19 protein-coding genes are annotated in these 19,224 nt (G+C 68.4%); 6 read left to right on the top strand and 13 right to left on the bottom strand.

The genetic code is table 11. The features are described 5' to 3' along the window. Positions 1-123: 123 nt before the first annotated feature. From ABZX92_RS05770 to ABZX92_RS05760, 3 genes are read right to left on the bottom strand one after another with little or no spacing between them, the layout of a single operon-like run. Positions 124-579 (bottom strand): DUF350 domain-containing protein, encoded by a 456-nt coding sequence (locus tag ABZX92_RS05770; RefSeq protein WP_355554462.1) that lies wholly within the window; start codon positions 577-579, stop codon positions 124-126. Positions 580-600: 21 nt separating this feature from the next. Next, positions 601-1,764 carry a glutathionylspermidine synthase family protein gene (locus tag ABZX92_RS05765; RefSeq protein ID WP_355554460.1) on the bottom strand — a complete coding sequence of 388 codons (1,164 nt, stop codon included), beginning with the start codon at positions 1,762-1,764 and terminating at the stop codon, positions 601-603. Between the two features lie 5 nt (positions 1,765-1,769). Continuing rightward, entirely contained in the window at positions 1,770-2,441 is a 672-nt protein-coding gene (locus tag ABZX92_RS05760) for a hypothetical protein (protein ID WP_355554458.1), read from the bottom strand. 192 nt (positions 2,442-2,633) lie between these two features. On the opposite strand from ABZX92_RS05760, the gene ABZX92_RS05755 reads away from it, so the two are divergent. Together ABZX92_RS05755 and ABZX92_RS05750 are read left to right on the top strand one after the other, a co-directional pair. Next, positions 2,634-3,653 carry a septum formation family protein gene (locus ABZX92_RS05755; RefSeq protein WP_355554456.1) on the top strand — a complete coding sequence of 340 codons (1,020 nt, stop codon included), beginning with the start codon at positions 2,634-2,636 and terminating at the stop codon, positions 3,651-3,653. Then, positions 3,650-4,000: a metallopeptidase family protein gene (locus ABZX92_RS05750; protein WP_355554454.1), complete on the top strand. Its 351-nt coding sequence runs from the start codon at positions 3,650-3,652 to the stop codon at positions 3,998-4,000. Before ABZX92_RS05755 ends, ABZX92_RS05750 begins: the two co-directional genes overlap by 4 nt. Before the next feature lie 91 nt (positions 4,001-4,091). Here ABZX92_RS05750 and ABZX92_RS05745 read toward each other — a convergent pair whose 3' ends face one another. Both ABZX92_RS05745 and pheA read right to left on the bottom strand, forming a co-directional pair. Beyond that, on the bottom strand, positions 4,092-4,685 hold the full coding sequence (locus ABZX92_RS05745; protein ID WP_355554452.1) for a histidine phosphatase family protein: 594 nt from the start codon (positions 4,683-4,685) through the stop codon (positions 4,092-4,094). Continuing rightward, complete coding sequence (pheA, locus tag ABZX92_RS05740) at positions 4,682-5,572, bottom strand: prephenate dehydratase (protein ID WP_355554450.1); 891 nt, start codon at positions 5,570-5,572, stop codon at positions 4,682-4,684. Before pheA ends, ABZX92_RS05745 begins: the two co-directional genes overlap by 4 nt. A 147-nt stretch (positions 5,573-5,719) precedes the next feature. On the opposite strand from pheA, the gene ABZX92_RS05735 reads away from it, so the two are divergent. Continuing rightward, a complete protein-coding gene (locus tag ABZX92_RS05735; RefSeq protein ID WP_355554476.1) occupies positions 5,720-6,238 on the top strand; it encodes a macro domain-containing protein in 519 nt (172 codons plus the stop codon). Positions 6,239-6,280: 42 nt separating this feature from the next. On the opposite strand, the gene ABZX92_RS05730 is transcribed toward ABZX92_RS05735, so the two are convergent. Beyond that, positions 6,281-6,775, bottom strand: a complete 495-nt coding sequence (locus ABZX92_RS05730; RefSeq protein ID WP_319967269.1) for a GNAT family N-acetyltransferase — start codon at positions 6,773-6,775, stop codon at positions 6,281-6,283. A 61-nt stretch (positions 6,776-6,836) separates the two neighbouring features. Between ABZX92_RS05730 and ABZX92_RS05725 the strand changes: the two genes are divergently transcribed. Beyond that, the gene (locus ABZX92_RS05725; protein ID WP_355554448.1) at positions 6,837-7,454 is read left to right on the top strand and encodes a response regulator transcription factor; all 618 of its coding nucleotides are present in this window, start codon (positions 6,837-6,839) and stop codon (positions 7,452-7,454) included. Here the strand turns inward: ABZX92_RS05725 and ABZX92_RS05720 are convergent. Genes ABZX92_RS05720 through ABZX92_RS05705 form a run of 4 tightly spaced genes read right to left on the bottom strand, consistent with a single transcriptional unit; the run spans position 7,432 to position 14,016 of the window. Continuing rightward, a complete protein-coding gene (locus ABZX92_RS05720; protein ID WP_355554446.1) occupies positions 7,432-8,538 on the bottom strand; it encodes a GAF domain-containing sensor histidine kinase in 1,107 nt (368 codons plus the stop codon). The genes ABZX92_RS05725 and ABZX92_RS05720 overlap by 23 nt on opposite strands. Before the next feature lie 5 nt (positions 8,539-8,543). Next, complete coding sequence (cydD, locus tag ABZX92_RS05715) at positions 8,544-11,567, bottom strand: thiol reductant ABC exporter subunit CydD (protein ID WP_355554444.1); 3,024 nt, start codon at positions 11,565-11,567, stop codon at positions 8,544-8,546. Between the two features lies 1 nt (position 11,568). Further along, complete coding sequence (gene cydB, locus ABZX92_RS05710) at positions 11,569-12,537, bottom strand: cytochrome d ubiquinol oxidase subunit II (RefSeq protein ID WP_355554442.1); 969 nt, start codon at positions 12,535-12,537, stop codon at positions 11,569-11,571. Positions 12,538-12,549: 12 nt separating this feature from the next. Further along, entirely contained in the window at positions 12,550-14,016 is a 1,467-nt protein-coding gene (locus tag ABZX92_RS05705) for a cytochrome ubiquinol oxidase subunit I (protein WP_355554440.1), read from the bottom strand. Positions 14,017-14,345: 329 nt separating this feature from the next. Between ABZX92_RS05705 and ABZX92_RS05700 the strand changes: the two genes are divergently transcribed. Further along, complete coding sequence (locus ABZX92_RS05700) at positions 14,346-14,924, top strand: TMEM165/GDT1 family protein (RefSeq protein ID WP_355554474.1); 579 nt, start codon at positions 14,346-14,348, stop codon at positions 14,922-14,924. A gap of 3 nt (positions 14,925-14,927) precedes the next feature. Here ABZX92_RS05700 and ABZX92_RS05695 read toward each other — a convergent pair whose 3' ends face one another. Further along, positions 14,928-15,377, bottom strand: coding sequence for a MarR family transcriptional regulator (locus ABZX92_RS05695; protein WP_355554438.1), 450 nt, complete (start codon positions 15,375-15,377; stop codon positions 14,928-14,930). 63 nt (positions 15,378-15,440) lie between these two features. On the opposite strand from ABZX92_RS05695, the gene ABZX92_RS05690 reads away from it, so the two are divergent. Then, positions 15,441-15,803, top strand: coding sequence for a cupin domain-containing protein (locus ABZX92_RS05690; protein ID WP_355554436.1), 363 nt, complete (start codon positions 15,441-15,443; stop codon positions 15,801-15,803). Here ABZX92_RS05690 and ABZX92_RS05685 read toward each other — a convergent pair. Both ABZX92_RS05685 and ABZX92_RS05680 read right to left on the bottom strand, forming a co-directional pair. Beyond that, positions 15,800-18,109 (bottom strand): DUF5682 family protein, encoded by a 2,310-nt coding sequence (locus ABZX92_RS05685; RefSeq protein WP_355554434.1) that lies wholly within the window; start codon positions 18,107-18,109, stop codon positions 15,800-15,802. The genes ABZX92_RS05690 and ABZX92_RS05685 overlap by 4 nt on opposite strands. Beyond that, positions 18,102-19,187, bottom strand: coding sequence for an AAA family ATPase (locus ABZX92_RS05680; RefSeq protein ID WP_355554432.1), 1,086 nt, complete (start codon positions 19,185-19,187; stop codon positions 18,102-18,104). The genes ABZX92_RS05685 and ABZX92_RS05680 overlap by 8 nt, the downstream gene beginning before the upstream one ends. Between the last annotated feature and the right edge of the window lie 37 nt (positions 19,188-19,224).

Below are 19,224 nucleotides of genomic sequence, written 5' to 3'. Positions count from 1 at the left end.
TCGCGGAGCGTGTCCCACCCAGGTACCGACACTCGGGCACACAGTCGATTCCACGCGCTGGCAACGACATCGTCAAGAAGGAAACGCGGGGCCCCCGCGTGACTTTCGCGATGCGGAAAGCGGTCAGCTGATGGCGACGGCCACCACGAGACCGAGAGCGACGTGGGCCGAGGCGACGACGACCGAGGCCGGCGCGAACCGGTCCGACTCGATGATCGAGCCGATGTCGAGGCGGGTCACCCACTCCAGCAGACGCACTGCGGCGACCTGCACGATGATGCCGACCAGGCCGTAGATCAGCGCGGACAGCAGGCCCTCGTCGAGCTTGCCGACCGACGACGTGATCGCGATGACGACGATGAACGCCATCGACAGCAGGCCGGAGGCGGTCACGATGACGGCGTTCGGGCAACCGTTGCGGACGAGGGCGGACAGCTTGCCCGGCGTCGTCCAGTCGATCGCGTAGAAGCCGAACACCATGAGGACGAGACCGACGACGGCGTACAGCGCGATCGCGCCGATGTTCCGACCCAGGGTCGCGCCGAAGCCAGGATCCAACGCGAGCAGCGTGGTCGTCATGTGCTGTTCCCTTTCGGAGTCTTACTCAACAATTCGATGCGGCACGAACGCCGCGCCATCGTCGGTCACCAGACCGACCGTTTCCCGGATGCCGAGGCCTGCCGACGTGTCGCCGACGACCCAGGCGCCCAACGCGGGGCGGTAGCCGTCGAACTCCGGAAGCGGATCGAACAGCTGGTACACGAAACCTTCTTTGCCGTACACGCCACCGGTCTGCGTCTCGTAGCCCGGAGCGACGATCTGGATGTTCGCCCCTTCACGCCCGAGCAGCGGCTTGCGCACGTACTCGGTGAGCATGCCGGGGTTGTTCAGGTAGGCCGGGAGCAGGTTCGGGTGGCCGGGGTGCATCTCCCACAGGATCGCGAGCAGCGCCTTGTTGGAGAGCAGCATCTTCCACAGCGGCTCGATCCACAGGGTGCCGGGCAGCGACTCGACGGCGTGGCGGCCGAACTGCTCCTCGACCACCCACTCCCAGGGGTAGAGCTTGAACGCCGCGTTCATCGGGGACTCTTCGAGGTCGACGAACCGGTTGAGCAGCGTGTCCCAGCCGATGTCCTCCATCGCGATGCCCACGGTGTTCAGGCCTGCCTCGGCGGCCGTCTCCTGCAGGCACGCGGCGGTGAGGTGGTCCTCGCCGGACGGGTCGGCGCTCGACCAGCTGAAGTGCAGCTCACCGGACGGCAGCTTGGCGCCGATCTCGGTCCAGCGCTCGACCAGGCGTTCGTGCAGCGAGTTCCACTGGTCGTCGTCCGGGAAGACGTCGGTCTTCCAGTACCACTGGATGTACGCGGCCTCCAGCAGAGACGTGGGGGTGTCCGCGTTGTACTCGAGCAGCTTCGCCGGGCCGGAGCCGTCGTAGCGCAGGTCGAAGCGGCCGTAGACGTGCGGGTCGCGGCGGCGCCACGACTCGGCGATGTGCGGCCAGACCCACTCGGGGATGCCGAAGTCCCGGTAGCGCTCGGTGAGCACCACGTTGTCGACCGCGTCGAGGCACATGGAGTGGAGCAGCTCGACGTCGGCTTCGAGCGAGAGGATCTCGCTCATCTCGAACACGTAGTGCACCGACTCGTCCCAGTAGGGCCGGTCGGATCCGTTCGCGTACTTCGCCGGCAGGCCGAAGACCAACCCCTGGTCTGAAACCGTGCGCTGCCAGTTCGGCCGCGGTTGCGAGGTGTCACGACGCAACTGGGTCAGCCTCCGCTGCTGGACGAACCGCTGCTGACCCCGAAGCCGCCGCGCTGGATGGACGTGCCGGACTTCGTGGCGACGTTCGCGCCCTTGGGGATCGTGTAGCTGCCGCCGACCGCCTTCTGACCGACGACGCCTGACCCGCCGTAGTTGTAGCGGTACGAGGAGCCACCGATGTAGATGAAGCCGCCGCTGCTGTAACCGCCGTGGCTGCGGTAGTAGGAGTCGGAGCAGTAGTCGTCGTCGACGATCACGTTGTTCTGGTCCGTGCACTGCGCCGTGACGTTCGACGGGCTCGCGGCCGCGTACCAGATCGCGACCAGCGCCACGATGCCCACGGTGACGCCGCCACCGATGAGCAGGCGCTTGCGCGTCTTGCGCTTCTTCTCGAACGCGGCCGACTCGGCGGCGAACCGCTCCTGCTGCGCCTTCAACGCGGCGGCACGAGCACGCTGCTCGGCGACCGTCGCCTGACGCGGCTGCGTCACGCCGGCCTGCTGCTGGCGCACGCTGCCCTTGCCCTTGGCGGGCGCGTTCGGCTGCGGCGCTGGCTGGTACGGCGGCGGCTGCTGCTGTTGCGACGGCTCCGGCTGCTGTTGCGGCTGCTGCGGCTGGCCGGGCGGCCCAGGCTGGGGCGTCGGCTGGCCAGGTCCTGGCACGTTGTTGTCAGTCATCACCACTCCCGCGGGCAAGGTACCTAGCGACCCGGCTGAAACACGGCCGATTCGATGACGAGTGTCCTAATAGCAACACTCGACCGAACCCGGCGCACAGCCGTCTCACACGGCACAGGCATCATGGATGAGATGTCTCCGAGCGCCGGTTGGTTGAGTCGATCTGGTCACATCCGCGACACGCGGCTTGTGATGGTCGGTGCTTTCCTCGGCGCGTTCGTGCTCCTGATGATGTCCGCGTTCACATCTGTGCTGGCAGGAGGCCCGCTCGGGTCCAGCCGCGAGAAGGTCAACGCCGCTTATCAGGCCGTGCCGGGCGAGTGCCTGAACTGGGAGCGCAAGGACCTCTCCGACGCGCAGAAGGTCGACTGCGGCGCCGCCCACCGCTTCGAGGTCACCGGTACGGCCGACATCACCGGCGCGTACCCGAAGGAAGCGCCGTTCCCGAACGCGCAGGCCTGGGAGAAGATCGCGGAGGAGCACTGCTCGCAGGCCACCACCTCGTACATGTCCGGCAAGCTCGACCCCGAGGGCAAGTACGGCGTCAGCACCCTGAACCCGGACGAGAAGCGCTGGTCGGACGGCTACCGACAACTCCGCTGCGGCCTGCAGGTCACCGCGCCCTCGGGGGCGGCTCTGCCGTCGTTCGGCAGCGCCAAGACCCAGGACCAGTCGAACGTCTACGACCCGGCGGTGTGCCTCGCCCTGGCGGAGAACAACACGGTCGGCGACCCGGTCGACTGCGCCCAGCCGCACGCGTTCGAGATCATCGGCGTCGTCCAGCACCCGGAGGGCGAGTTCCTGGCCCCCGACAAGCAGGACGCGGTGATGTCCGAGAAGTGCGCCGCGATCGCCAACGACTACACCGGCGGCGCGGACCTGAAGGCCAAGAACCTGCTCGTCACCTGGGACACCCGCTCGGAGAAGAGCTGGGCGGTCGGCTCCCGCAAGGCCAACTGCAAGATCGGCGCAGTCCCCCAGGGCAACAACCTGGTGGCCTGGAAGGGCAGCGTCCGCAACCCCAACGGCGCCCCGCTGACCACCGCGAACCCGCCGCAGACCACCTCGGTCAAGGCGCAGGACGAGCCCACCGGCGCCCCACTGCACTCCGAGTCCGCCAAGCCCCCCTCGGAGTCGGGCAAGCCGTCGGAGTCCGGCAAGCCCGACAAGCCGTCGTCCTCCGCGCCCACGACGACCACCGAGAACCGATGACGGTCGAGATGACCAGGGCTCGCTTCGACGAGCTGGTCGAGGAGGCTCTGGACCTCGTTCCGCCGGAGTTCACGCACGCGATGAACAACGTGGTGGTGCTGGTCGAGGACCGCAATCCGGACGAACCCTCACTGCTCGGGCTGTACCAGGGGATCGCGCTGACCGAGCGCAACACGGACTACGGCGGCAACCTGCCGGACCACATCTTCATCTACCGCGAGGCGATCCTCGACATCTGCGACTCCGAGGAGGACGTCGTGGAGGAAGTGATCATCACGGTGGTCCACGAGATCGCGCACCACTTCGGGGTGGACGACGCACGCCTGCACGAACTCGGCTGGGGTTGACCGGTTTCCGCACTCCAGTGCGTACGCCTGCAGGTGCCAGACCAGTCCACGCCGTGTCGTGCTGAGGTCAGAGGCCTGCCGCTCGACGCGGCTAGAGCTCGACGCCCGCCCAGGAGCGGCACACCCAGCCGTCGCCCTCGGACTCCAGCACGACGACGCCGGTGTTCGGCAGCAGGTTCTCGGCCAGCTCCACCGGCACGTTCGACGCCAGCGCCAACGCGCCCATCCGGCCAGAGCCGCCGTGCGTCACGACCATGACGGTGCCGTCCTGCTCGATCGAAGAGATCGCGCCGAGGAAGCGGTCCAGCACCTGCTGACCGGTCTCGCCGCCGCCGGGGAACGCGACGTCCAGCGCGCCCTCGGCCCACTTGATCACGGTGTCGAGGTAGGTCTTGTAGGCCTCGGTGTCGTTGCGCCCCTCCAACGACCCGACCTGGATCTCGTGGACGCCCTCAAGGATCTGCACGGGCAGGCCGAGGCGTTCGGCGGTCGGAGCGGCGGTTTGCTGGGCGCGCAGGCCGATGCTCGCGTAGACGGCGACGATGTCCTCGCCGACCAGCACGTCGGACAGTTCGCGGGCCTGCTTCTGGCCCAGCTCGGTGAGGGGCGGGCCGGGCATGGCCGTGTCCAGCTTGCGTTCGATGTTCGACGCCGTCTCACCGTGCCTGACCAGCAGCAACCTCACCCGGTCTCGCCCTTTCTGACAGCATCGACCCAAGCGGCTGCTGCGGCGAACTCGGCGTTGTGGGCCTCGACAGGCCTCTGGTCGGCCTTCGGGAAGGACCCGAGGAACCGGATCTCGCGCGAGTGTCGGTGCAGCGCGGCCAGCGCGTCACCGATCCTCGGTTCTGCGATGTGCCCCTCGACGTCGATGTAGAAGCGGTACTCCCCCAGTTTGCCCTTCGTGGGGCGCGATTCGAGGCCGGTGAGATTGATGCCACGCAACGCCAGCTCGCTGAGCAGTTCGGACAGCACGCCCATGCGGTCCGGGGTGGTCACGACGACGCTGGTGCGGTCTGCTCCGGTCGGCTCAGGCAGTGCGCCCGGTCGGCGCAGCAACAGGAATCGGGTCCGCGCATCGGCCACGTCCAGCACGTCCGTCGCGTACTCGTCCAGCTTGTAGTGGTGCACGGCCACTGGAGCGGTCACGGCGGCGTCGAACTCGCCGCGCTCAACGGCGGCGGCAGCAGCGGCGGTGGACGACGTGGCGATCGAGGTGACGCCGGGCAACGAGGCAGCGATCCACTCGCGGACCTGCGCCAGGGCGTGCGGGTGCGAAGCGATGGTCCCGATCGAAGTCGTCCCCGGACGCACCAGGACGCTGAACCGGACGTCCAGCACGGTCTCGGCCACGGCCGCGACCGGCTCGTCGCGGATCAGCGCGTCGAGCGTCGCGGGCACGGCGCCCTCGACGGAGTTCTCGATCGGCACGCACGCGAACTCGGTGTCGCCGCCACGCAGCGCGGCGATCGCGAGCGGGATCGTTTCGAACGGAACCAGTTCGCCCTCGAAGCGAAGCGCTGCCTGCTCGGTGAAGGTGCCCTGTGGTCCGAAGTACGCAATGCGCGGCATCGGGTCAGCGTAGTGCGGCGATCAGAGGCGCAAATCACGCCTGTGTCTGCCGCCAAACCTGGGTTCCGCCAGGACCGTTCGAACTGGAATGCTTGGGGTGTGCCCGTTCTAGCGCCAGAACTCGTGTTGTGCGCGGTCGACGAACCGATGGCGAACGCCTGGCTCGCTGTCGCGAACGGACGCGCCGGAGTGCGGGTGCATCGCGGGTCCGTGCTGGACATCCACGCGCAGGCCATCGTCAGCCCGGCCAACTCGCAGGGCTGGATGCGCGGTGGCATCGACGCCGTCTACGCCACGGCGTTCCCCGAGGTCGAGAACAACGTCCGCAGCGCGGTCCTCACGCTGCACGGCGGCGAGCTCCCGGTGGGCGAGGCGCAGATCGTGGCGACGGGCGAGACCGAGCCGGCGTGGCTCATCAGCGCGCCGACCATGCGCCGGCCCGGCGAGCGGCTGCCGATCGACACGGTCCACCCGTACCTCGCGGCACGGGCGGTGCTCAGGCTGTGGCTCGAAGGGCGCCTCGAAGACGGCACGCCGGTGCGCGACGCCGTCCACACCATCGCGATGCCGGGACTCGGCACCGGGGTGGGAGGCGTCGCGCCGTCCACGTGCGCGCATCAGGTCGCGGCAGCGTGGGACGAAGCGTTCAACCCGCTCCACGTCTAGCTTGTGCACAACCCTGTGGACAAAGTTGTGGATGCCTGTGGACTACTGCCGTGGAGCGACCCATCGCTCCAGGTCGAGCTCATCTGTGATGGGGATACCGAAATCCCCAACTGCCGGGATCTCGGGCTTGAGCTTGCGCGCCTCGCGCACCGCATCTGGTCTCAACGCGGAGAGCTTGAACCCGCGCCGCTGGTAGAAGCGGATCGCGTCGAGGTTGTCGTTGGTGGTCGTCAGGCGCACCCGGTTGCATCCGAGCGTGCGCGCCTGGCGAACCGCGGCGTCGACCAGCGCGGTGCCGACGCCGCGGCCCCGCCGAAGCGCGTCGATCGTGACGATCTCCAGCTGGTGGTTCGCCACCGCGTAGGTCAGCAGACCCAGCACCTGGCCCTGCTTCTCCACGAGGAAGCCCGGCAGACTCGCGGGGAAGAACACCTCGCCGTGCGCGACGGCCGTGTGTGCTCCCCATAGCTCGAGAACCAGTCGGGCGACAACTATGCGATCTGCTTCCTCGACCGGTCGTACCGAGCCTTCTGCCATGACAAGAACTGTGCCAATCCGAGTCACGCTCAGGAACAGCCATTCGACGTACGGTGGATTCGTGCCAGTGCGAGTTTTGTTGGTTGACGACCACGAAGTGGTGCGCAGAGGACTGCGCGAGATGCTGGACGACGAGACGGACATCTCGGTCATCGCGGAGGCCGGATCTGTCGGCGAGGCGATTGCTCGGGCTCAAAAGACACCGCCCGATGTGGCCGTCGTGGACGTTCAGCTTCCCGATGGCAGTGGTGTCGACCTGTGCCGATCTCTCCGGGATCTCGGCATCCGCTGTCTCGTGCTGACCGCGTTCGACGACGAGGAGGCGTTGGTCGGGGCCATCATGGCCGGTGCGTCGGGCTATCTGCTCAAGCAGGTTCGCGGTCAGGACGTCGTGACGGCCGTCCGCGAAGTCGCGGCAGGACGGTCCCTTCTGGACCCCGCGACCACAAGCCGGGTACTCGAACGGATGCGCAATCCGGCCCCGGTCGGCCTCACCGATCAGGAACAGCGCGTGCTCGAACTCATCGGCGAGGGCCTCACAAACCGCCAAATCGGTGAACGTCTCTTCCTCGCGGAGAAGACGGTGAAGAACTACGTGACGTCCGTGCTCGCCAAACTCGGGATGGAACGGCGGACACAAGCCGCTGCCTGGGTGGCTAAACGGGGACGGACCAGGTGAGCGTCGTCCCGTTCGGTGAACTCACGACGCGGAAATCGCCACTCGCGGACTTCGCCCTCTCGGCGAGATGCCGCAATCCGCGTTGAGTCACCCCGGACGGGATACCGCATCCGTTGTCCGCGACTCGTAGCAGCAGATGCTTCTCGTCACGCCGTACGTCGATCTGCACGTGCGTCGCCCCTGAGTGGCGCACGACGTTCGACAACGCCTCACGCAACGCCGCCCGCGCGTCGTCGGCGTGTCGCCGTGGCACGTTCGCCAGATCACCGGCCACGTGCAGGCGCGGCGAAAATCCGAGCAGCTCGCCGGCCGTGCGCACCTCGGCGTTGATCGAGTCGAGCAGGTCCGCGGAGTCGGCCGGGTCGGTGTTGCGCAGCTTGCGGACGGTCGCGCGGACCTCGGCGATCGTCTCGTCGACCAGGTCCACGGCCTCGTTGATCCGGGCGCGCTGACCCGGGTCCAGCTTCTTGCCCAGCCGCCGTTCCAGCAGGCTGAGCTGCACCCCGGCGCCGTAGAGCCGCTGGATGATCACGTCGTGCAGGTCGCGGGCGATCCGTTCGCGCTCCTCGTAGACCGCGACGCGCTGCCGTGCGGTGAAACCCTCGGCCAGCACGACGGCGAGGCCTGCCTGTGCCGCGAACGCCGACAGCACGTCCACCGTCTCCTGTGTGAACGGCGCTTTGTCTCTACGGCGATAAACCGCCAGAGCGCCGATCTTGCGGTCCGACGTGCCGAACGGCGCCACCGCGAACGGCCCGTAGCCCCTCAGCGCGTGCGGCACGTACGGAGCCGTGCGCGGATCGCTCGTCACGTCGTCGGCCATCACCGGAACACCGGTCCGTGCCGCCTTGGCCGCGGCACTGCGCGGGCTCAGCGTCGCCACGACCGGCTCGCCGCTGGACGCCTCGACCGTGAGCGTGCCGTCGTCCTCCTCCGTGGCGAGCATGGCCAGCCCGAGGTCGGCGTCCGCGATCTCCGCGGCCGCCTCCACCACGAGCCGCAGCACGTTCTCCGGGTCTTCCAGCGCCGCCGACGTGATCTCGGTCGACGCGACGAGCACGCGCCGCGCCAGGGAGGGGTCCATGGTCCTCAACGGTATGCGGGTGTGCCGAGGTCCAGCACGAGGTCCGCCCTCGCGGCCTCGTCCGGACGGTGAGTGATGTGCAAGATCGTCCTGCCGTCGTGCCTGAGCTGGTCGAGGAGTTTCCGCGCGGTCGGTTCGTCGAGGTGGGCGGTCGGCTCGTCGAGCAGCACCACGTCGGCGTCGTGCAGCAACGCCCTGGCCAGCGCAAGCCTTTGCGCCTCGCCGCCGGACACCTGGTCAGGCCTGATCACGGTGTCGAGCCGGTCCGCCCACTCCGGCAGGCAAGCCAGTTCCAGTGCTTCGCGCAGCTGCTCGTCGTCGTGCTGACCCGACATCCGCAGGTTCTCCCGGACCGTCGTGCTGACCAGCATCGGCTCCTGCGGGCACCAGGTGGCGCGCGGCAGCTCGACGATCCCGCGTTCTGGCTGCAGGAACCCCAGGAGCAGCGCGAACAGCGTCGACTTGCCGCAGCCCGACGGTCCGACGATCGCCACGTGCGTGCCGGGCTCGACGTTGAGATGGAGGTCCCGCAACGTCGGCTCGGTCGCGCCGGGCCAGCGGACGTCGACGTTCTCCAGCCGGATCCGCCTTCCCTTCGGCTGTTCCGGACGTTCCGGCGCGTCGAACTGGAGCCGCGCGCTGGCCTCCTGGAGCGCCTTGCGCTGCTGAGCGGCGAGCGGCAAGGCGGCCAGTGGTTCGGCGAGGGCGAGCGGAACGAGGCCGAGCACCGGGTTGCCGGTGGTGGCGCAGATCAGGGCCGCCGCACCGGTCGCGAGCAGGACGATCGCCGTGGCAGCGCCCGTGCCAAACGCTTGCTTGCGGGTCTCCCCGGCCAGCTCGGCGTCCTCGGCTTGGAGCTGCTCCAACAGGCGGTGGTGGGCGTCGTGCGCGATGAGATCCGGTGCGGCGGCGAGTGCGTTGATCGTGTCGCGGGCGACCTTGCGGCGGCCCCTGGCGAGCTTCGTGCTGGCCCGGCGTTCGGTCCACACCGCGACGGCCGGAGCGGCGAGCCCTGCCGCCAGCAGCAACCCGCCGAGCGTCAGAGCAGCAGCCGGATCGATGAACGCGAACAGGATCGTGGTCGCGATACCCGCGCCAAGCGCCACGACCGGCGGCACGAGCACGCGCGGCACGAGGTCGCGAACGGTGTCGGTGTCGTCGACGAGCCGTTGCAGACCATCACGGCGTTGGGTGCGCACAAGCCGTAGCCACAACTCGGCACGCAGGTTCGTGGCCAGCTGGAACGCCTCGTGGTGCGTGACCAATCGCTCGACGTACCGCAGCACGCCTTTGCTCAGCGCGAACGTCCGCACGCCCACGACCAGCACCGACAGCGTCAGGATCGGCGGCATCTCGGCCGCCCGCGCGATCAGGTACGAGGCCAGCGCCGTGAGCGCGATGCCCGCGACGGTGGCCAACACGCCCAACGCAGCACCTTTGAGCGGAATCGGCAGGCGCTTCGGGCGTTCCTGCAGCGTCTCCTCCGTGACGACCCTGACGAACGTCTCGTCCTCGGTCGCCTCCTTCTCGCGGTGCGAAGCGAGGACGACGGCCGCCGTGGCGCTTGCTCTCTTGATCGCTTTGTCGACTTTGCGACTTGTCACCGGGTCCAGGTGCGCGGTCGGTTCGTCGAGCAGCAACACCGTGGCGCCGTGACGAACCCTCAGCAAGGCGCGCGCGACAGCAACCCGTTGACGCTCACCTGTCGAAAGATCAGTGATCTGCCGGTCGAGCAGATGAGCCGCCACAACCTCATGCGCAACGTCCTCTATGTCCTCTGCCCCAGGAACCGTCAACTCCAACTCCGCACGCGGCGTAGCAGCAGCGAACGCAGGCTTCTGCGGCACGTACGCAACATCGCCAGCCACGACGGCTGTTCCGTCCGTCGGCTCCAGGAAACCCAGCAACACCTGGAACGTCGTCGACTTCCCAGCGCCACTCACACCCTCAAGCCGATAAATCTCCCCCGGCCCCACCTCAAAGCTGACCCCATCCGGCGCAAACCCACCCCGCCTCAGCACCCGCAAATTGTCGACAAAAACCCTGCCGCTGAGGGAACGCGGGGGCCCTACGTTTCCTTGTGGGGAACGCGGGGGCCCCGCGTTCCCTCCTGCGACGACGGCAGACACTCTGCGGACGGCTTCGAGGCCGTCCTCGCTGGCGTGGTGAGCGGCTCCGGCAGCACGAAGAGGCAGGTAGCACTCGGGAGCCAGGATCAGCACGACCAGCGCGGTCATCAGCGTCAGATCGCCGTGGACGAGCCGGATGCCGATGCCGACCGCGATCAGAGCGACAGACAGCGAGGCGGCGATCTCCAGGACCAAAGCTGACAGGAACGCGACCTTCAGCGTGCCCATCGTGGCCTTGCGGTGTTGTTCGCCGATCTGGCGGACGGCCGTGGCCTGCTGCTTGGCGCGACCGAAGACCGTGAGGATCGGGAGAGCGCGGAGGAGTTCGAGGAGCTGGGCCGACAGGAGCTCGGTGACGTCGGCGGCCTTCTGGACGCGCTTCTCGGTGTACCAGCCGATCAACGCGGCGAAGACCGGGATCAGCGGCACGGTCACGGCGATCAGGACCGCCGACGGCCAGTCCGTGAAGAGGATCCACGCGCCGACCAGGGGCGGCACGATCACGGCCGTGACCAGCGCGGGCAGGTAGCGGGTGAAGTAGGCGTCGAGCGCGTCGAGGCCCTTGGTCGCGAGCACCGACAGCTCGGCCGTGCCGCGGTCCGCGATCCAGCCCGGGCCGCGTTCGAACGACCTGGCCAGCAGCTGGGTCCGCAGCTCCTCCTTCGCACCGGCGGCGGCGCGCGCAGCGGCAGATTCCGTTGCCCACGACAGCGCTGCGCGCGCCAGGATCGCCACGGCCAGCAGCGGCAGGCCCTCGCGAGTCGTGATCACCGAGGCCAGCGCGACGGCCTGGGCGACGAGCGCGAGGGCGTTGAGGAACGCCAGGGCCCCCACCCCCGCGAGGGCGCGCCTGGCGTTCTTCGAGAGCTGGGGAAGTGCCCCCAGCGGGCCTCGCTTCATCTCAGTTCACCGGGATGTGCCGCACGCCGATGCGCTTGCGGAACACCCAGTAGGTCCAGCCCTGGTAGACGAGCACCGCGGGCGTGCCGAACCCGGCGACCCAGGTGATCACCTGCAGCGTGTACGGGCTCGACGCGGTGTTGGCGACCGTGAGCGACCACGCGTCGTTGAGCGTCGACGGCAGCACGTTCGGGTAGAGCGAGCCGAACAGGATCGCCACACTCGCGGCGATCGCGAGGCCCATCAACGCGAACGACTGGCCGTCGCGGTTCGCGAGCAGTCGCCACATCGCGGCGGCGAGCACCAGCACCACCACACCCGCCCAGAGGCCGGCGACGATCGCGAGCAGCGCGATCAAAGGCAGTAGCGCCACTGGAGCCAGCGTCAGCGCGACGCGGCGGGCGCGGTCACGGATCTCGCCCTCGGTCTTCAACGCCGTGAAGACCGCGCCGTGCACCAGCGCGTAGCCCGCGAAGGCAAGCGCGCCAACGACTGTGTCCAGCCGGAATGCCGCGAACACCGAGCCCACGCGGTCGCCGTTCACGTCGATCGGCAGGCCCAGCACCGTGGTCGAGATCAGCAGGCCGACGCACAGGGTCGCGGTCCACGAGCCGACGATGATCACGGTGTCCCAGGCCTTGCGCCAGCGCGCCGACTCGACCTTGCCGCGGTAGTCGAACGCGACCCCGCGCCCGATCAACGCGATGAGGAACAACGTTAGTGGCAGGTACGCGGCGCTCAGCAGCGCCGCATACCAGCCGGGGAAGGCCGCGAACGTGGCACCGATCGCGACGATGAGCCACACCTCGTTGCCGTCCCACACCGGCCCGATGGTGTTGATCATGACCCGGCGTTCGGCGTTCGTGCGGCCCAGAACGGGCAGCAGCATGCCGACACCGAAGTCGAAACCTTCGAGGAACAGATAGCCGAGCCACAGCACGGCGATCAGCACGAACCAGAGCGTTTCCACGTCGCCTCTCCCCTAGTACGCGAACGCCAGGGCGCCGTCGTCGGTCTTGTCCGGGGTCGTCGGCGGCAGTACGCCCGGGATCCCACCTCTGACGTACTTGCGGATCAGGTAGAACTCCACGACCGCCAGCACGCTGTAGACCGTGGTGAGCGCGATGAGCGAGGTCAGGATCTCCGCGGGCGAGATGCCGCTCACCGCCTGCGCGGTGAACATCCAGACACCGTCCACACCGGTCGGGTTGGGCACCACCACGAACGGCTGCCGCCCCATCTCGGTGAAGATCCAGCCGAAGCTGTTGGCCAGGAAGGGAGTCGCGATGCCGGCGAGGCCCAGTACCGGGAACCACCAGCCGGTGGGCGTCCGGTTCCTGCGCGTCAGCCACAGCATGAAGACACCCAGGCCGGCCGAGATCCCGCCGAACCCGATCATCAAGCGGAAGCCCCAGTACGTCACCGGAAGCGCCGGCACGTAGTCGATCGGCTTGCCGCTGAGCTCACCGAGCCGTTCGTCGACCGGGTAGAACTCGCCGTACTTCTGCTGGTACAGCGGGACAAGATCTTGGATGCCCTTGACCTCGCTGCTGAAGTCGTTGTGCGCCAAGAAGCTCAGCAGTGCGGGCACGGTGATGCTCTTGACGTTCTCGCAGTCGGGCCGCGCCACGTCACCGTACGCGAAGATGCTGAACGACGCGGGCTGTTCGGTGTGGCACAACGCTTCCGCGGCCGCCATCTTCATCGGCTGCTGCTCGAACATCAGCTTGCCCTGCCAGTCACCGGTGATGGCCAGTGCGCTGAACGCGACCACGCCGACCCAGGTGCCGAGCTTGAGCGAGCTGCGCCAGACGCCCTCGTCCTGCGACTTGCGGTAGAGGTGCCAGGCGGCGATGCCCACGAGGAACGCGCCGGCCACTGCGAACGCGCCCGCGATGGTGTGCGGGAAGGCGGCGAGCACCGTGTTGTTGGTCAGCACGGCCCAGATCGAGGTGAGGCGCGGCTTGCCGTCGTGCAGCTCGATGCCGACCGGGTGCTGCATCCACGAGTTTGCGGCGAGGATGAAGTACGCGCTGGCCATCGTCGCGAGGCTGAACGCCCAGGCGCAGGCGAGGTGGACCTTCTTCGGCAGCTTGTCCCAGCCGAAGATCCACAGGCCGAGGAACGTCGACTCGACGAAGAAGGCGACGATGCCCTCCATCGCGAGCGGCGCGCCGAACACGTCACCGACGAACCGCGAGTAGGCGCTCCAGGCCATGCCGAACTGGAACTCCTGCACGATGCCCGTCACCACACCCATGGCGAAGTTGATCAGGAGGAGCTTCCCCCAGAACTTCGTCATCTTGTAGTAGCGCTCGTCGCCGGTGCGCACCCACGCGGTCTGCATCCCCGCCACCAGCAGGGACAGGCCGATCGTCAGCGGCACCATCAGGAAGTGGTAGACGGTGGTGATGCCGAACTGCCACCGCGCGAGTTCGAGTACGTCCACGATTCAGAGCCTAGGTCTGGATCATGGATCCCATCAGGTACGACGGTCCCGTCCCAGCTCGGGACCAAGGTCCCGTGCGCGAAGTCACGCCGTTCGGGTGACATGCGTCAGTTACGATGTGTGCGCCAGAGGGGAGTAGTTCCCACCGGAGCAGTCGGCCGGTGGCGTGGTGATCGACATACTGATCCGCCTTCGCGCAGATCCGGTCCCACACCCGTTCTGAACGGGCGAACGAGACCTCCGGCCAGGTTGCAGCATGCCTGGTCGGGGTCTGTTGCGCCTCCGTCCGGGCTCGTGTTCGGACGTGGAGGAACCTCTTGGCCACCTCATTGCTCGCGTTCATCACCGCGTTCGCGGTGGTGTTCCTCGTCGAGCTCCCTGACAAGACCATGGTCGCGACCCTGGTGCTGACCACGCGCTACCGCGGGTGGCCGGTGTTCGTGGGCGTGATCTCGGCTTTCGCCGTGCAGACCGTGGTCGGCGCGGCGTTCGGCTCGGCCATCACCCTGCTCCCCGACCGCCTGGTCGCGGGCGTGGTGGCTCTTCTGTTCGGCGTGGGTGCGTTCCTGCTGTTGAAGGAGGGGTTCTCCCGCGACGCCGACTCGGCGGACGAGGCCGGCGTGCGCACCGACGTGTCGTTCTGGCGTGCGGCGCTGACGTCGTTCGGCGTGCTGTTCGCGGCCGAGTGGGGTGACGCGTCGCAGCTCGCGACCGCCGGCATCACCGCTCGGTACGGGGAACCGTTGATGGTCGGTCTCGGCGCTTGGTTTGCCCTGGTCGCGGTGGCCGGACTGGCCGTGCTGGTGGGACGCAAGCTCGCCGGGCGGTTGCCGACGCACTGGATCCAGCGAGTCGCCGGGGCGATCTTCGCGGTGTTCGGCGTGATCGCGCTGACGCAGGTGTTCTGAGGCTCACCAGACCGGTCGCAGGCCTGGCTGGTCCCCGCCGTGGACGTGCTGCAGGTACTCCGCGAGGCCGGTCTTGATGGTGCCGAGCGTGGTCTCCCCGATCGCCTCGGCCATCTCGTGCTCGAGGTCTGACCACAGGTTGTCGGCGAACTTCAGGTAGTCGCGGCCCTTCGTGGTCAACGTGACGTACTGCGCGCGCTTGTCCGTGGGGTGGGGTTCCCTGAGCACATAGCCCCACTCGTCGAGCTCGTTGACGATCTTCGCGGCGGCCTGCTTGGTGACGCCGAGGTGCTGTCCGATGTCGACGGTCGTGGCGCGCTTCTCCTTGAGGAACCGGAAGACGTAGCCGTGCGCGGGTCGCAGCGGTTCCAGGCCGATCTGCCTGAGCCGGTCGTGGAACTGGTCGCCCATGGCGCGGTACGTCATCGCCAGCAGCATCGGCACCGGTTCCATCTCACTCCCCTGGTAGACAACCTGGTTGTCTTTATTCTATGGTTAGACAACCAAGTTGACTACATGGAGGTTGCCTTGCTGGTTACGGGGGATTCCGTAGAGCCGTTCGAGTTCGGCGGGTTCGAGTTCAGGCCGTTCGCTTCGCCGTCGCGCGGCAGCACCGAGATCGCGCTGTGGACCGTCGACGTGCCGGAAGGCGGCGACCCGACGCCGCACCGGGCGTCGAAGGAGGAGGTCTTCTACGTGCTGTCCGGGTCGGTGACGATCCAGGGGCAGACCGCAGGCGCCGGTGACGTGATCGTGGTGCAGCCGAACACCGAGCTGTCGCTGACCGGCGGCCCTGCTCGGGTGCTGGTCGCGACCTCGGTGGGCATCATCGGCACGCTGGCCGACGGGACGACGGTCACGCCGCCCTGGGCGGCCTAGTTGGCCGGCGAGCCCTCTTCTCTCGGAGGCTCGGGTGCGGTGTCCGGGACCTCCTCGCGGAGGTCGCGGGCGATCTTCTTGGCCTCGTCGATGAGCTCTTGGGACTCGTCGAGGCGCTTTTCGTCCGGTGCGGTCACGATGCTGGGATCGGCGGGTTCGCCGGTCGCCAAACTCATGAGGCTCCGGACGTGGGCCGCGAGTCGTTCCGCGATCTCCAGGTCCCACTCGTCGTCGCGTGCGGGCTGAGGGGTTCCGCCCGCGACGACCCGTTCGCCGAGCAGGCGCCGCTCGGCGGGCGTGAAGTCGGTGATGGCGCGGCGCAGCAACGGCAGCGCGTCGTCGAACGCCTCACCGCGCAGTCCGGTCAGCCACTCGTCGATGAGGCCGAACAGTCTCGGGTCGGCGGCGAGCAGCGTCGCCGAACCCCGCAGGAAGCCGGCGACGAACGCGGTGGCGACACTTCGATGAAGTCTCGCCGCCACGTCGTCGCTGGTCAGCTCGCCCGCTTCCCAGAGCAGGCGGGTGGCTCGGCCTGTCGGGAGGCCGTGGGCTTCTGCTTTGACGAGCGCGTGCAGCGCTCGCCACCAGGTCTTCTGGTGGTCGTCGTCGGCGGCCAGCCGGGTGGCCTCGTGGGCGCCGTCGACGATCTGGAGTGCGTTCTCCGCGGTTTCGTCGTCGATGTTGCGGCAGGCGAGCGGGAGGCCGACCGCGCCTCTGGTGAGGAGGCCGTGGAGAGCGACCCTGAGGAGTTCCGGGTCGGTGCCGCGGACCGAGCCGTAGCGGACCGTTCTGGCCAGGTCCGGGAGGGCGGCGAGGAGTTCGAGGGCGTCGGTGGCCATGGCGGCGCAGCGGTCGAGGGCGTTGCGGGACTCGATGACGGCCTTCGGGAGCTCGCAGCCGACCGCCTTGCTCAGGGTGCTCGCCGCCGTGGCCACTCGGGTCGCGTCCTGGGCTGCTTGCGTGAGGACGTTCTCGGCGGCCGTGTGGACGGTGGTGCCGTGGCGGGCGGCTACCGCGACGGAGACCGCGAAGATCGGGTCCCAGCGGAGCTGCCAGACCTCGGCGAAGGTGCCCAGCGAGTTGGAGCGGTCCGACTTGCCCCACGGGACGCCGAGGACTTCCAGTCGTTGCAGGAGTTTCGAGCGTTCGCGGTCGGTGTCCTTGCGGAGGTCCAGTTTGAGCTGCTTGGGCTGGACGTCCGCGGGAAGCCGCAGTTTTCGTTGCAGGCGTTGGAGATCTGCCGCCAGCGGTGACCTCGGGACGGCCTCGCCGACCTCGCCCAGCTGTTCGCCCACGACGAGTTTGCGGTGGACCAGCTGGAGCGGGACCTCGTCGCCGCCGCACAGCACCGCGAGGGCTGCTTCGTTGACCTCGCTGAGGCCTGGGGACGGGCGCTCTCTCAGTGCAGCAAGGGTTTCCGCCAGCCTGACGGCTTCCACCGCACTCGCCGTGGACGCTGGGAGGTCTTCTTCTCTGAGCACAGCGGCGGCTTTGGCGAACCAGCGCGGAACGACGTCCGCCTGGTGTCGCCAGAGATGGGCGTACCAGCCCGGCGAGTCGACTCCCGCGCCGTAGCCCGACTCCGCCGCCAGCTGACCGTGGCTCCACGGGACCCAGGTGCCGGAGATCTTCCTTCTGCGCATGCCTTTCAGCAACGCGGTGTCTGCTGCGACGGTCGGTTTCTGCAGGAGCGCCGGGACGTGCCAGGCGCCGCAGACGACGACGATCGGGCCATCGGTTTCCTTGCGCGCCTTGCGGATCGCCTGGCGCATGAACGCCTCTCTTCTGAGAGTGCGTTCACCTACTTCTGCTTCGAACTCGTGGCGCACCGCGACCATGGCTTCCGCAATGGCGTTCGCCAGGTCGATCGGGTCCGACTCGCTGTGCTCGACGACGTCTTCCCACCAGCGTTCCGGGTCGTCGAACCCGGCCGCCTCAGCCAGCAGGCCGATGGGGTCGACGTTGCCGCTCGGGCCGTCGTCGCCGATCGAGCTCGCTGCCGGGAGGTCGAAGAAACGCACTGGGGTGTTGTGTTCGTCGGCGTAGCGAAGGGCCTGCCACTCCGGGGAGAACTCCGCGAACGGCCAGAAGGCGGCGTTCTCGGGCTCGGCCTCGTCGTGGAGCAGGATCGCGACCGGCGGGGTGAGCGCGTGGACGTGCTCCAGGAGTGCGTCGGCCTCGGGTGGTCCTTCGATCAGGATGAGCGCGGGCCTTGTTTGTTCGAGCGCTCGCTTGACCATCCGGGCCGAGCCGGGGCCGTGGTGCCGGATGCCGAGGAGGACCGGCCCAGCATCCGACTCAGTCACCGCTGGCGTCCAGGCAGGCGCGGTAGAGGTCACGCCACTCGACGCGCTCCTTCAGCACCGTCTCCAGGTACTCCTGCCACACCGTCGCGTCCGACACGCGGTCCTTGATGATCGACCCGATGAGCCCTGACGCGAGTTCGTCCGCGCCGAGCGTGCCGTCGCCGAAGTGACCGGCGAGCGCCATGCCGTTGGCGATGACCGAGATGGCCTCCGCCGTGGACAGGCTGCCGCTGGGCTTCTTCAGCTGCGTACGACCGTCCACAGTGGAGCCGTTGCGCAGCTCGCGGAAGATCCTCACGACCCGGCGCACCTCTTCGAGCGCGGGCGGCTCGGCCGGCAGCTGGAGCGCCTTGCCGAGCTGCTGCGCGCGGGTGACGACGATCTCGACCTCGGCGTCCTCGGTGGCGGGCGGCGGCAGCACGACGGTGTTGAAGCGCCGCGCGAGCGCCGACGACATCTGGTTGACGCCCCGGTCGCGATCGTTGGCCGTGGCGATGACCGTGAAGCCCGGCACGGCCTGGACCTGGGTGTTCAGCTCCGGAACCGGCAGCGACTTCTCGCTGAGGATGGTGATGAACGAGTCCTGGACCTCGGACGGCATGCGGGTCAGCTCCTCGACCCTGACGACCGCGCCTTGTTGCATGGCTTTCATGACCGGGCTCGGCACGACGGCCCGCTCGCTCGGCCCCTCGGCGATGAGGCGGGCGTAGTTCCAGCCGTAGCGGACCTGGTCCTCGCTCGTGCCTGCCGTTCCTTGGACGACCAGCGTCGAGTCGCCGCTGATGGCCGCCGCGAGGTGCTCGGACAGCCACGACTTGGCCGTGCCGGGAACGCCGACGAGGAGCAGCGCGCGATCCGTGACCAGCGTGCCCACCGCGACCTCGACGAGCCTTCTGGCACCGACGTACTTCGGCGTGATCACGGTGCCGTCCGGCAGGGTGCCGCCGAGGACGTAGGTGACGACGGCCTGCGGGGACAGGTTCCAGTTGGGCGGCCGCTGACGGTCGTCCTGGGCCGCGACGGCTGCCAGCTCGGCGGCGTACTGCTGTTCGGCCGTCGGCCTGAGCACGGCGGTCACTGGGCCTCCTGGATTGCGTTGCCTTGGTTCGAAGTGT

The sequence above is a fragment of the Lentzea sp. NPDC006480 genome, assembly GCF_040611995.1.
Taxonomy (GTDB): domain Bacteria; phylum Actinomycetota; class Actinomycetes; order Mycobacteriales; family Pseudonocardiaceae; genus Lentzea.
Note: the sequence above shows the minus strand (reverse complement) of the source record. Positions and strands in the feature narration are given on the sequence as shown.

What these genes read in the sequence shown, in the direction of transcription:
- cydD (WP_355554444.1), bottom strand. Translation starts at nt 11,567, where the DNA reads ATGAAGCGAGGCCCGCTGGGGGCACTTCCCCAGCTCTCGAAGAACGCC.
- ABZX92_RS05760 (WP_355554458.1), bottom strand. Translation starts at nt 2,441, where the DNA reads ATGACTGACAACAACGTGCCAGGACCTGGCCAGCCGACGCCCCAGCCT.
- pheA (WP_355554450.1), bottom strand. Translation starts at nt 5,572, where the DNA reads ATGCCGCGCATTGCGTACTTCGGACCACAGGGCACCTTCACCGAGCAG.
- ABZX92_RS05755 (WP_355554456.1), top strand. Translation starts at nt 2,634, where the DNA reads ATGGTCGGTGCTTTCCTCGGCGCGTTCGTGCTCCTGATGATGTCCGCG.
- ABZX92_RS05750 (WP_355554454.1), top strand. Translation starts at nt 3,650, where the DNA reads ATGACGGTCGAGATGACCAGGGCTCGCTTCGACGAGCTGGTCGAGGAG.
- ABZX92_RS05690 (WP_355554436.1), top strand. Translation starts at nt 15,441, where the DNA reads ATGGAGGTTGCCTTGCTGGTTACGGGGGATTCCGTAGAGCCGTTCGAG.
- ABZX92_RS05735 (WP_355554476.1), top strand. Translation starts at nt 5,720, where the DNA reads ATGGCGAACGCCTGGCTCGCTGTCGCGAACGGACGCGCCGGAGTGCGG.
- ABZX92_RS05720 (WP_355554446.1), bottom strand. Translation starts at nt 8,538, where the DNA reads ATGGACCCCTCCCTGGCGCGGCGCGTGCTCGTCGCGTCGACCGAGATC.
- ABZX92_RS05730 (WP_319967269.1), bottom strand. Translation starts at nt 6,775, where the DNA reads ATGGCAGAAGGCTCGGTACGACCGGTCGAGGAAGCAGATCGCATAGTT.
- ABZX92_RS05770 (WP_355554462.1), bottom strand. Translation starts at nt 579, where the DNA reads ATGACGACCACGCTGCTCGCGTTGGATCCTGGCTTCGGCGCGACCCTG.
- ABZX92_RS05695 (WP_355554438.1), bottom strand. Translation starts at nt 15,377, where the DNA reads ATGGAACCGGTGCCGATGCTGCTGGCGATGACGTACCGCGCCATGGGC.